Origin of the sequence: Seohaeicola sp. 4SK31, from assembly GCF_028802875.1 — a bacterium.
Classification (GTDB): Bacteria; Pseudomonadota; Alphaproteobacteria; order Rhodobacterales; family Rhodobacteraceae; genus Seohaeicola.
The window spans coordinates 13,069-24,857 of sequence record NZ_JARAMP010000004.1 but is presented as its reverse complement, the minus strand read 5'-3'; the positions used below and the strand labels follow the sequence as shown (position 1 = coordinate 24,857).

The window sequence follows — 11,789 nt, the reverse complement described above, 5'->3', positions numbered from 1 at the left end:
GGGGGGCGCGGTTCTGTGTCGTCACTTAGCGGCGGATGCCCAGGCGCTTGATCAGGTCCGTGTAACGGGCCTCATCCTTGGCCTTCAGGTAATCCAACAGCTTGCGGCGCTGTGCGACCATCATCAGAAGGCCACGGCGTCCGTGGTTGTCCTTCTTGTGAGTCTTGAAGTGTTCGGTCAGGGTCGTGATGCGCGAGGTCAGGATTGCAACCTGAACTTCGGGCGAACCCGTATCGCCTTCTTTGGTGGCGAATTCCTTGATCACACGTGCTTTTTCTTCGACAGTAATCGACATCGGGGTCTCCTTTGAATGAAAGGTGAAGGGCGCAAGCCGGGATGTCGTCCAGCAGGGTCCATGGAGATATCCACGCGGGGAATCCGCGAAAGATTGCGCGCGTATAGGGGAAAACGCCCGGATAGGAAAGGAAAAAGCGAAAGCAGCGTTGCCCTGTCGCCTGTTGCGGCCAGGTCAGGCCGTCTGTGAGGGCAGTTGAGACTGGCCAATTATCGCTATTTCATCAAGCGCCACTCCGCCTGAGGCGGCCAATGTGGCGATCTGCACGCCGTCCAGATAAAGGCTTATCCGGTCCGCGTCACTTTCATCCAGGCGCATGTCGATCACCGGGTCCTGCCCTGTGCTGTCGTCATAGACGACGATCAGACTGTCTTCCGAGGGATCGAAATCGACCAGTTGCACCGGATCGGTAATCCAGTGGCCCAGGGTCAACAGGTCGGGTCCGCGCCCGGCTGTCACGATGTCGCCGTTGCCTGCGATGATCGTGTCCGCCCCATCGCCGCCGTTCAGGAAATCCACGTCAGATAGGGGCTGATCCGTATCCTGCACGCCGATCAGCAGGTCATCACCCGCGCCGCCGAACAGGGTATCAGCACCAGCTCCCCCGGACAGCGTGTCGTTGTCCAACCCGCCATGCAGGGCGTCGTCGCCCGCGCCACCTGACAGATTGTCCTGACCGGGGCCGCCATGCAGACTGTCATTGCCGTCGCCACCCAGCAGGGTATCGTCACCACTCTGCCCGAACAGCAGGTCATCCCCGGCATCACCCACCAGAACGTCATGTCCGTTGCCGCCGTAAAGGCTGTCCTGCCCAGTTCCGCCGATCAGGCTGTCTGCGCCGTCGGCCCCGTGCAGGTCATCCCGACCATCGCCGCCGTCCAGCGTATCGTCGCCGTCGCGACCGCCGATCTGGTCGTCCCCGGACAGGCCAAGGATCAGATCATTCCCGTCCTGTCCGGCCAGAATGTTGTCCCCTGCATCCCCTGTCACCGGACCCTGTGACAGGGGTTCCGCTGGAAATGCCTCTGCCAGAAGGTCGGTCTGCCCGGCCTGTGCCGCGCCACCGCCATTGACGGAGAGAGAGGACTCCGGATTCGCGTCATCAGATGGTTCCTCGGACTCCGGGGAGTCACCGATGCCAACTATGCCGACAAAGGCCGCTCCGGCGACCATCAGACCGATGATGCCCGTCAAGACCAACATGCGCCAACCCCTTACCGAACAGATGAACAGACCACCCCATCGCCAGACAGCACAAGCCCGGGCAGCAGGTCAATTTCATTCGGGAGATATGGTTAATCCTCGGACGGTCGGCCGACGTCGCGGGGCAGTTCTATTTCCTGCGCCAGCTTCGAGGCCCATTCCCCGATGATCGGCAGGAATTCGATCTGCGACAGCCACCATGCCACGACCGACACAAGGATCGAAGCGCCCAGAACCGACCCAAGCCCGAAGGCCAGCCCCCGCGCGAACTGGAACCCCACAAGACGGAACATCGAGTTGTGCACCTTCACGAAACGGTGCGAATTGAGGCGCTCCAACTCTCGCGCCAGAGAGCGGATCGCCTCGATCTGGTCGCTGGGCAGGGGTTGTTCCGTTTGGGGGCGGGTCGTGTCGGGCATGGTTTGTCCTTTCGCGCGGTCAGCCGAGGGCAAAGGCCGCAGACCATGAGATCGGTTGCTGTTCATAGGAGATATAGAGCGGATGTTTGGGATGTCCGTCCTTGGTCAGCCCCAGATGATGGAGCGGGCGACCCTGCGCGCGCAACAGCCGCTCGACCGCAGGGCCGCGGTCCAGATGCGCTCCGTGGGTGCCCCACGCGGCGATGATGCGATCCTGCGCGCCCCCGGCCCAGCCACAGCTTTCCGCGATGGCCGCGTCATTGGCGGGCCCCACGGGATCCGTTGCGGCGCGCATGGCGCGTGGATCGGTGTCGCGCCACGCAAAGATATTGGTCACACGAAAGCCGCCAAAGCCCAGCGCACGGGCGCGGCGTTCGCAGCGCTCGACCGTGGGGTCGTTCTGCACTTCGGTCGCGGTCGAGGGGTTGAGCATCACGAACAGCGCGCGCGGGGCGTCCGGGTTCCAGACCCGGGTCAGCAGATAGCGATACCGCTCGCAATCCGAGTAAACCGCCGTGGACCGGGCGTCACCCTTGAGGAAATCACGCGTGATCATGCCCCGGTTGTGCCTTGCATGCCCCGAATTTGCAAGCTGGCTGGCGTCAATCCCGGTTGAAGACGCGCGACGGGTGCAGCTCGCCCGCCTTGTAGATGCCCACGGCGATGGCGCGGCCGTCAAGGCTGGCCCAGGCCTCGTCGCCGTAATCGACGTCGGACGCCAGCACCATGCCGGGATTGCCGTTGCGCAGGCGGGCGGCCCCCTCGGGCGTGCAGCGCAGTTCGGGCAGATCGGCCAGCCCCGTTTCCAGCGGCAGGACATGCGCATCCAGATCCGGCGTGCGGGCCAGTGCGTCGATTTGCTCCAGCGTGAGACCATCCTCGGCCTCGAAGGGGCCGGACCAGAGGCGGCGCAGCGTGACGACATGGGCGCGGCAGCCAAGTTTCTCGCCCAGATCGCGTGCGATGGAGCGGACATAGCCGCCCTTGCCGCAGGTCATTTCCAGCACGACATGATCGGTGTCGGGGCGGTCGGTCATTACCAGTTCCTCGACCCACAAGGGCCGTGCGGCGATCTCGAATTCCGCGTCATCGCGGGCCAGCTTATAGGCGCGTTCCCCGTCGATCTTGACGGCGGAAAAGCGCGGCGGCACTTGCATCACATCGCCTACGAACGCATGCAGCGCTTCCTTGATGGTGGCGTCATCGGGGCGGATGTCGGAGGTGGCGATCACCTCGCCCTCGGCATCGTCGGTATTGGTGGCCTGACCCAACCGGATCGTGAAGCGGTACGCCTTCAGCGCATCGGTGATATAGGGGACGGTCTTTGTCGCCTCGCCCAAAGCCACGGCCAGAACACCCGTCGCTTCGGGGTCGAGCGTGCCCGCATGGCCCGCCTTGTTCGCGTCCAGCGCCCAGCGGACCTTGTTGACCACGGCGGTCGAGGTCAGCCCGGCAGGTTTGTCCACCACCAGCCAGCCCGAAATGTCACGACCCTTGCGCTTGCGTCCCATGGTTCCGTCCCGTTGTTGTCAGAGCGCGGGGCCTAGCCCAAGGGGGGCAGTCTGTCAAACGCGGGCGTTGCGTGGTCCGTCTGCGGGGAAATGAGTATTTGGGGCAAGATGAACGGGGGTCACTCGGATTTGGGCACGGGCAGGCCGATGATCGGGCCCATGCGGAAGCCGGAGTCCGCGCGGTTCAGTTGCGGTGCGTGCAGACGCGAGATATTGCCGTCAAAATAGAGCGCCTGCGGCAGGCCAAGCGCGTCGCGGAAGAAACGGGCGAACTGATGGAAGGTCACCGGGTTGCGCGAGATGGCAAAGACCGCGCGGTCGCCTTCTGTTGTCGTGCCCACCCCGTTGCGGATATAGCGCGAGGTGCTGTCGGGCAGGAAACGCGGGTGCAAGGCGCCGTCAATCACCAGCATCGGCCCCGATTGCGTCGCCGCGCGGCAAGCGGGCTGCTCGCGCTGATAGCGCAGGGTCTCGATCACCCGCGCGCCGGTTTCGGTCAGGCAGAGCAGACCATTGGGTAGCAGGCCGAAATTGCCGAAACTCTCGCGGGTTTGCAGCGGGGCCAGTGTTTCGCCGTCCTCGATATAGAGTCCCACAGGGCGGCGGTCGGTGTGATACATGCCGGCGTTCATCGCGAAGCCAAGGGTTTGCCCCTGCGCGGCCAGCATGTCTTCGATGGCCGAGAAATGCCCGTAGGGGCGGTCGGCGGCGTCGTTCAGGTACAACTCCAGCCGCTGGCTGGTGGGATCGACCTCGCAGATTGCATAGAGAATGCCGTCATGCGTCACCTCGCGGCAATCCAGTGCCTGCGCCGGTGCGGTGCCAACCCCGGCCAGCAGGGCGGCGAGCGCCAAAAGGGCGCGCATCACTCCTCGATGTCGCGCCGGACCTCGTCCTGCGCGAAAAGGCGGCGGGTTTCATCCATGCGGTCGAAGGTCTCGTCCAGCTGGAAGCGCAGTTCCGGCACGAATTTCAGCGTCAGCTTCTTGCCGATGATCCGCCGGATCTCGCCCTTGTTGCGGGCGAGCAGCTTGAGAACCTCGTCCTTGCCCTGACCACCCAGGGGCAGGACATAGATCGTGGCCACGCGCAGATCGGGGTTCACCCGCACCTCGCCCACGGTGATGGACATGCGGTTCAGGTCGGGGTCGTGAATGTCGCCACGCAGCAGCACCTCGGACAAGGTGCGGCGGATCAATTCGCCGACGCGCAGCTGACGTTGGCCGGGGCCGGTGGAAGATGTGCTTTTTGCCATGCCGCCCATCTAAGCTGTCCGGCGGGCTTTGCCAAGCCGCCGTTGCTTGGATATGAGGGGCGCAGATGACAGCGGGAGCGGATAGCATGACGGACAAGCCGGGAATCGTGGTGACGGGCGCATCGGGGCGGATGGGCCGGATGCTGGTGCAGACCATCACGGACAGCGATCAGGCGCGTCTGGTGGGCGCGGTGGAACGTGCGGGCCATGACTGGATCGGGCAGGATCTGGGTGTCGCCATGGGGGGGGCGGCGCTGGGGGTGACCGTGACGGATGATCCGCTGGAGGCCTTTGCACGCGCGCAGGCGGTGATCGACTTCACCAGCCCGGCAGCGACGGTGGAATTTGCGGCATTGGCCGCGCAGGCGCGCGCCGTGCATGTGATCGGCACCACGGGCCTGTCCGAGGATGATCTGGCCGCGATCAAGGCCGCCGCGCGCCATGCGGTCGTCGTGCGGGCCGGGAACATGTCCTTGGGCGTCAATCTGTTGGTGCAGCTGACAAAGCGCGTGGCCGCCGCACTGGACGCCGATTTCGACATCGAGGTGATCGAGGCGCATCACAACCGCAAGGTCGATGCGCCCTCGGGCACGGCGCTGATGCTGGGCGAGGCGGCGGCCATCGGGCGCGGCGTGCGGCTGGAGGATGTGCGCGATGCCGCGCGCGAGGGGATGACCGGCGCGCGGGAGCGGGGACATATCGGCTTTTCCGCCATTCGCGGCGGCGACATCGTGGGCGACCATGACGTGATGTTCGCCGCCCCCGGCGAGCGGATCATTCTGCGCCATATCGCCACCGACCGGGCCGTGTTCGCACGCGGCGCGCTGAAGGCGGCGCTCTGGGGGCAGGGGCGGCATCCGGGTGAATATGACATGGTCGACGTTCTGGGATTGGGCGCACAGTAGAGCGGAAGCCGCACTCCGCAGGGATCGGCAGGAAGCTGCCGAGCCTCGCGCGGATGTGACCTGCCCACTGATCCGAATCCGGTGTTCTGGCGTATTATCTGCAAATACCCCGCAAACACGCCGAGGTTATGATGAGACTTGCTGCCCTGATCCTGAGCTTGTCGCTGGCTGTTCCCGCCATGGCCCCTGCCGTGGCCGAGCAGTTCACGCCGATCCCTGACGAGAATGCGTTTCTGTCCACCGTCGCAGGCAAGGACCTGCGGTTGAAAGGCTATGGCCCCATTGTCGTGCGCCTGACCGTGCAGCCGGATGGAGAGATCACGGGGCGGGGTCTGGGATGGGACGTCACGGGCGCATGGCGCTGGCAGGACGGGCTGTTCTGCCGCGATCTGAACTGGGGCGGCAGCGATCTGGGTCAGAATTGTCAGGCCGTGCTGGTGCAGGGCCAGACCGTGCGCTTCGTATCCGACGCGGGCAAAGGCGATTACGCGGATTTCGCGCTGCAATAGCCCCGGCGGCTCGCGCCATCAGAAGTCGATGGCGATGCCCTTTTTTTCCCAATCACCAAAGCGCACGGGTTCGGGACCGTTGCGCCCGCCCAACTCCTTGGGCAGGGCCAAATCCTGAGTACGCAGGCGGCGCTCTTCGGCCTCGGCCAATGCCCGCTGGGCGGCGGGGGGCAGGTCGCGTTTGTCGTGGTGCGGCGTCTCGTCTGTCACGGCTGTCTTCCTTCTGGTCACAGCCCTTGATATACGGCGCAACCGCCCGCAAGCAAGGACCCTGCCATGGCCGCTTCCCAGACTTCCGCGCGCCAAGTGGCGCATCACCTGCTGGACCAGATCACCGGCGAGGGGCGGCTGATGCCAGAACTTCTGGCTGCGGGGGCATTGGACCGGCTTGATCCGGCTGATCGCGCGCGGGCGCAGCGGTTGGCGCTGGACACATTGCGCGGCCTGGAACGGGCCGACCGTCTGCTTGAGAAACATCTGCGGAAGACTCCCCCCCTGACCGTGCGCAACATGCTGCGTCTGGCCACGGTCGAGATCTGCATGGGCGGCGACGCGCATGGCGTGGTGAACGAGGCGGTGGCGACCGTCGGCAAGGACAAGCGGACCGGCGCCCTCAAGGGGCTTGTCAATGCGGTGCTGCGCAAGATCGCGGTCGAGGGGCCTGCGGCCTGGGCCAAGCTGCGTGTGCCGCGCTTGCCGAATTGGCTGCGTGATCCGTTGGTCGAGGGCTATGGCGCTTCGGTCGTGGCAGCGATGGAGGCGGTGCAATTCGCGACACCCCCGCTGGACCTGACGCCGAAGGGCGCTGCGGAGCAGGTGGCGGCGGCGGTGGCCGGCGTCGTGCTGCCGACAGGATCGGTGCGGCTTGCCGCAGCGGGGCAGGTGACGGCGCTGCCGGGCTATGACAGCGGCGCGTGGTGGGTGCAGGATGCGGCGGCGGCGATCCCGGCGCGGGTTCTGGCGGTGCGGCCGGGCGAGCGAGTGCTGGACATGTGCGCGGCACCGGGTGGCAAGACGATGCAGCTTGCAGCCGCCGGGGCCGCGGTGACAGCGCTGGATATATCCGAGGCGCGGATGGCGCGGGTGGCGTCCAATCTGACGCGCACAGGGCTGACGGCGACGCTGGTCGTGGGCGATGCGATGACGCATCAAGGACAGTATGATGCCATCCTGCTGGATGCGCCCTGTTCCGCCACGGGCACCATCCGGCGGCATCCCGATCTGCCCCATGCCAAGGACGGGTCCGATTTCGGCGCGCTGATCGAGATGCAGGCCCAGATGCTGGATCACGCGCTGACCCTGCTGAAACCGGGGGGGCGGCTGGTCTATTGCACCTGTTCTCTGCTTCCCGATGAGGGCGAGGTTCAGGTGGACGAGGCGCTGGAACGGCACCCGGGCCTGACGGTGGACCGTGCCGCCCTTGATCTGCCGGGGCATGATCCCGCATGGATCACGCCCGAGGGCGGGTTGCGGCTGCGGCCTGATTTTTGGGCGGATCAGGGCGGGATGGACGGGTTCTATATCGCCTGCCTGCGCGTCTGAGGCTGGCCTTGCCGGGGGCGTCTGCCCCCGGCGTTCAGCGGCGCTGAACGCCTCCCCCGAGGATATTTCGGGCAAGAAGAAGCCCGCCGGGGAATTCAGCGGTGACTTGCAGAATGGGCCGCGCTATGCTGCCCCAAAGACGCGTCAACCCGCGCGAGAGGCAGAGCAATGTCCCGACCCGACAGCTTTTCGGCGCGTCGCAGGCGCTGGATGCACCGCTTTCATGCGCGGCTGAGCACGCTGAGCCGCCCGGCCACCGGCTTTGTTAGCCAGCCCGAACCTCGCACCATCGGCAGTTTCGCGCGCGGACGGCAGCTTGTGGCGGGCAACTACCTGTTCGCGGGTCATCTTGTCGAGGCGCCGGGACAATCCCTGTGGGAGATTGGGGCACCGGACGACCTGTTCGAGGACGAACTGCACGGATTCGGCTGGATGGACGATCTGGCCGCCGTGGGTGACGGCGCGACACGGTCACTGGCGCAAAGCTGGCTCTGGGGCTGGATCGACAGGTTCGGGCGCGGGCAGGGACCGGGCTGGACACCCGATCTGACCGGACGGCGGGTCATCCGCTGGATCCATCACGCGCTGTTCGTGCTGCGCGGTCAGGACAAGGCGGCGTCCGAAGCCTTTTACCGGTCACTGGCGCAACAGGCGATCTTTCTGGGGCGGCGCTGGCGCGCGGCCTCGCCGGGGCTGCCGCGCATCGAGGCGCTGACGGGCATGATCTATGCGGGCCTGTCGTTGCAAGGGATGGAACGGCTGGTCGATCCGGCGATGCGCGCACTGGCGCGCGATTGCCGGGTCCAGGTGGACGCGCAGGGCGGCATACCCACCCGCAACCCCGAGGAATTGCTGGAGGTCTTTACCCTTCTGACATGGTCGGCCGCTGCATTGAGCGAGGCCGGGCGCAGCGTGCCCGCAGATCTGCTGGAGGCGATCGACCGTATCGCGCCAAGCCTGCGCACCCTGCGCCATTCGGATGGCGGACTGGCCCGGTTCCACGGTGGCGGGCGCGGGCTTGAAGGGCGGCTGGACGCGGCGCTGGCGGCCTCGGGCGCCAAGGGACGCATGCCCGAGGGGCTGTCCATGGGGTTTGCCCGGTTGGGGGCAGGGCGGAGCAGTATCATCGTGGATGCGGCACCGCCCCCTGCGGGTGTGGCCTCGGTCAATGCACATGCCTCGACACTGGCCTTCGAGCTGACCTCGGGGCGGCGGCCCGTCGTGGTCAATTGCGGGTCGGGTGCCGCGTTCGGTGCCGACTGGCGGCGGGCCGGGCGCGCGACCCCCAGCCATTCCACACTGACACTGGCGGGCTACTCCAGCGCGCGTCTGGGCAAGGCCAAAGGGGGCATCCCCGGGCGCGCCGAATGGCTGATGGACACTCCGCGCGATGTGCCGGTCGAGATGTCACAGGCCCCGGACGGGCTGCGGTTTCAGGGTGGGCATGACGGCTATGTCCGCACCCATGGCCTGACCCATGCGCGCACGCTGGAACTGACCTTCGACGGCAGCGGGCTGGCGGGTGAGGATCTGCTGATCGCGCTGAACAGTGCCGCGCAAAAGACCTTTGACCGGCAGATGGATGCCGTGCGTTTGCAGGGGATTCCCTTTGCCATCCGCTTTCACCTGCATCCCGAGGTCGAGGCCGAAGTCGATATGGGCGGCACAGCCGTGTCGCTGGCCCTGAAAAGCGGGGAGTTGTGGGTGTTCCGCCATGACAGCCGGGCCGAGATGTCGCTGGAGCCGAGTGTTTACCTTGAAAAAGGACGTCTTGCCCCGCGTGCGACCAAACAAATCGTTTTATCCGGTCGCGCGATGGACTATGCGACCCGCACCCGGTGGTCGCTGACCAAGGCGCAGGATACGCCGATCAGTATCCGTGACCTGAACCGGGACGAGATGGATGTGACACTTTAGGCCCCTGCGATAAGGGGCCGACGACCTCGGGGGCCAAGAACCATGACGACCGACCTGCACCCAGTGCGCCGCGCGCTGATTTCCGTATCCGACAAGACCGGCCTGCTGGACCTGGGGCATGCGCTGGCGGCGCGGGGGATCGAGCTGCTGTCAACGGGCGGATCGGCGGCGGCGCTGCGGGCGGCGGGGCTGGTGGTCAAGGATGTGGCCGATGTGACGGGCTTTCCCGAGATGATGGATGGCCGGGTCAAGACCCTGCACCCGGCGGTGCATGGCGGGCTGCTGGCGCTGCGGGACAATGACGCCCATGTCGGCGCGATGGTCACCCACGGGATCAAGGAAATCGACCTCTTGGTCGTGAACCTCTACCCGTTCGAAGAGACGGTGGCCAAGGGTGCCGATTATGACACCTGCATCGAGAATATCGACATCGGCGGCCCTGCGATGATCCGCGCGGCGGCCAAGAACCATGCCTTCGTCAACGTCGTGGTGGATGTCGAGGATTATCAGCCGTTTCTGGACGAGTTGGCCGCGCATGACGGCGCGACCTCCCTGGCTTTCCGGCAGCGGTTGGCGCAGATCGCCTATGCGCGGACCGGGGCTTATGACGCAGCGGTCTCTACTTGGATGGCGGCGGCAATCGGCGAGGCCAGCCCGCGCCGCCGGGTGACGGCAGGCAAGCTGGCGCAAGGGCTGCGTTACGGCGAGAACCCGCATCAGGGGGCGGCCTTCTATGTGGACGGCAATCCGCGCCCCGGCGTGGCCACGGCCAAGCAGTTGCAGGGCAAGGAGCTGTCCTACAACAACATCAACGACACGGATGCGGCGTTCGAACTGGTCAGCGAATTCGCGCCATCTGACGGGCCGGCCTGCGCGATCATCAAACATGCCAACCCCTGCGGTGTGGCGCGCGGGGCCACGCTGAGAGAGGCGTATTCGCGCGCCTTCGATTGCGACCGCACCAGCGCCTTTGGCGGGATCATCGCGCTGAACCGGACGCTGGACGTCGCGACGGCCGAGGAAATCGCGCAGATCTTTACCGAGGTCGTCATCGCGCCCGGTGCCGATCAGGGGGCGCGCGATCTCTTTGCCGCGAAAAAGAACCTGCGCCTGCTGATCACGCCGGGCCTTGCCAATCCGGCCGAGGCCGCACTGACATGGCGTCAGGTGTCGGGCGGGTATCTGGTGCAGGACAAGGACAATGGCCATATCACAGCCGATGATCTGAAAGTGGTGACGAAACGCGCGCCGACGGATGCGGAACTGGCGGATCTGCTGTTTGCGTGGAAAGTGGCGAAACATGTGAAGTCGAATGCCATCGTCTATGTCAAGGACGGGGCTACGGTCGGCGTGGGTGCCGGGCAGATGAGCCGCGTGGACAGTTGCCGCATCGCCGCGCGCAAGGCGCAGGACATGGCAGACGCGCTGTGCCTGTCGGCACCGCTGACGCAGGGGTCGGTCGTGGCGTCGGACGCGTTCTTTCCCTTTGCCGATGGCCTGCTGACCGCAGCCGAGGCGGGGGCGACGGCAGTCATCCAGCCGGGTGGGTCGATGCGCGATGACGAGGTGATCGCGGCGGCGGATGCAGCGGGTCTGGCGATGGTCTTTACCGGGATGCGGCATTTCCGGCACTGAAGTGGGACCGCGCGCCGCGCGGGGATATTTGAGGCAAGAAGAAACAGGAGTCGCGCCCAAGGGCAGACGCGGCGGCAAGGAGGACAGATGAGGCTGGTATTCTGGGTCGCGCTGGCGATCTTTGTGGCCGATCAGGCGGTGAAATATCTGGTCGTGCACCTGCTGGATCTGGCCTATCTGGGCGCGATCGACGTATTTCCGCCCTATCTGAACCTGCGCATGGCGTGGAATTACGGAATCAATTTCGGACTGTTCGCGCAGGCCTCGGATCTGGCGCGCTGGCTGTTGATCACGGTGGCGCTGGTGATTTCCGGTGGGGTATTGTGGTGGGTGCGCAGGGATCCGCCGGGACGCTGGGGTCTGATCTCGGCCGGGTTGCTGGTTGGCGGTGCTTTGGGCAATGTGGTGGACCGTGTCCTGTATGGCGCGGTCGCGGATTTCCTGAACATGTCCTGCTGCGGGATCGAGAATCCCTATGCGTTCAATATCGCCGATATCTCGATCTTTGCCGGGGCGATTGGTCTGGTTCTTTTCACGCCAGAGAAAAAGGCCCCGTGACGATCCGCCGTTGATGGTCTAAAGCTGGAACCGATAACGT

At 65.6% G+C, this 11,789-nt stretch carries 14 protein-coding genes; 6 read left to right on the top strand and 8 right to left on the bottom strand.

From position 1 onward, the window contains the following. Positions 1-25: 25 nt before the first annotated feature. The 7 genes from rpsO to rbfA form a co-directional block, all read right to left on the bottom strand. Entirely contained in the window at positions 26-295 is a 270-nt protein-coding gene (gene rpsO / locus PVW27_RS04445) for a 30S ribosomal protein S15 (RefSeq protein ID WP_274555488.1), read from the bottom strand. A 174-nt stretch (positions 296-469) separates the two neighbouring features. Further along, the gene (locus PVW27_RS04440; RefSeq protein WP_274555486.1) at positions 470-1,498 is read right to left on the bottom strand and encodes a calcium-binding protein; all 1,029 of its coding nucleotides are present in this window, start codon (positions 1,496-1,498) and stop codon (positions 470-472) included. Between the two features lie 92 nt (positions 1,499-1,590). Next, positions 1,591-1,917: a DUF5665 domain-containing protein gene (locus PVW27_RS04435; RefSeq protein WP_274555484.1), complete on the bottom strand. Its 327-nt coding sequence runs from the start codon at positions 1,915-1,917 to the stop codon at positions 1,591-1,593. A 19-nt stretch (positions 1,918-1,936) separates the two neighbouring features. Continuing rightward, on the bottom strand, positions 1,937-2,473 hold the full coding sequence (locus PVW27_RS04430) for a DUF1643 domain-containing protein (RefSeq protein WP_274555482.1): 537 nt from the start codon (positions 2,471-2,473) through the stop codon (positions 1,937-1,939). A 46-nt stretch (positions 2,474-2,519) separates the two neighbouring features. Beyond that, on the bottom strand, positions 2,520-3,428 hold the full coding sequence (gene truB, locus PVW27_RS04425; protein ID WP_274555480.1) for a tRNA pseudouridine(55) synthase TruB: 909 nt from the start codon (positions 3,426-3,428) through the stop codon (positions 2,520-2,522). 119 nt (positions 3,429-3,547) lie between these two features. Then, positions 3,548-4,294 (bottom strand): phosphodiester glycosidase family protein, encoded by a 747-nt coding sequence (locus tag PVW27_RS04420; protein ID WP_274555479.1) that lies wholly within the window; start codon positions 4,292-4,294, stop codon positions 3,548-3,550. Further along, the gene (gene rbfA, locus PVW27_RS04415) at positions 4,294-4,683 is read right to left on the bottom strand and encodes a 30S ribosome-binding factor RbfA (RefSeq protein ID WP_274555477.1); all 390 of its coding nucleotides are present in this window, start codon (positions 4,681-4,683) and stop codon (positions 4,294-4,296) included. Before rbfA ends, PVW27_RS04420 begins: the two co-directional genes overlap by 1 nt. An 86-nt stretch (positions 4,684-4,769) precedes the next feature. Here rbfA and dapB point away from each other — a divergent pair, with 86 nt between their 5' ends. Both dapB and PVW27_RS04405 read left to right on the top strand, forming a co-directional pair. After that, on the top strand, positions 4,770-5,588 hold the full coding sequence (gene dapB, locus PVW27_RS04410; protein WP_274555475.1) for a 4-hydroxy-tetrahydrodipicolinate reductase: 819 nt from the start codon (positions 4,770-4,772) through the stop codon (positions 5,586-5,588). Positions 5,589-5,719: 131 nt separating this feature from the next. Next, positions 5,720-6,097 (top strand): dihydrodipicolinate reductase, encoded by a 378-nt coding sequence (locus tag PVW27_RS04405; RefSeq protein ID WP_274555474.1) that lies wholly within the window; start codon positions 5,720-5,722, stop codon positions 6,095-6,097. A gap of 18 nt (positions 6,098-6,115) precedes the next feature. Here the strand turns inward: PVW27_RS04405 and PVW27_RS04400 are convergent, their stop codons facing one another. Next, positions 6,116-6,307 (bottom strand): DUF1674 domain-containing protein, encoded by a 192-nt coding sequence (locus PVW27_RS04400; protein WP_274555473.1) that lies wholly within the window; start codon positions 6,305-6,307, stop codon positions 6,116-6,118. Positions 6,308-6,373: 66 nt separating this feature from the next. Between PVW27_RS04400 and PVW27_RS04395 the strand changes: the two genes are divergently transcribed. The 4 genes from PVW27_RS04395 to lspA all read left to right on the top strand — a co-directional run bounded on the left by PVW27_RS04395 (position 6,374) and on the right by lspA (position 11,749). Next, entirely contained in the window at positions 6,374-7,639 is a 1,266-nt protein-coding gene (locus tag PVW27_RS04395) for an RsmB/NOP family class I SAM-dependent RNA methyltransferase (protein WP_274555471.1), read from the top strand. 168 nt (positions 7,640-7,807) lie between these two features. Then, entirely contained in the window at positions 7,808-9,556 is a 1,749-nt protein-coding gene (locus tag PVW27_RS04390; RefSeq protein WP_274555469.1) for a heparinase II/III family protein, read from the top strand. A gap of 42 nt (positions 9,557-9,598) precedes the next feature. Continuing rightward, positions 9,599-11,191, top strand: coding sequence for a bifunctional phosphoribosylaminoimidazolecarboxamide formyltransferase/IMP cyclohydrolase (gene purH / locus PVW27_RS04385; RefSeq protein ID WP_274555467.1), 1,593 nt, complete (start codon positions 9,599-9,601; stop codon positions 11,189-11,191). Positions 11,192-11,278: 87 nt separating this feature from the next. Continuing rightward, entirely contained in the window at positions 11,279-11,749 is a 471-nt protein-coding gene (gene lspA / locus PVW27_RS04380; protein ID WP_274555465.1) for a signal peptidase II, read from the top strand. Positions 11,750-11,789 lie beyond the last annotated feature (40 nt).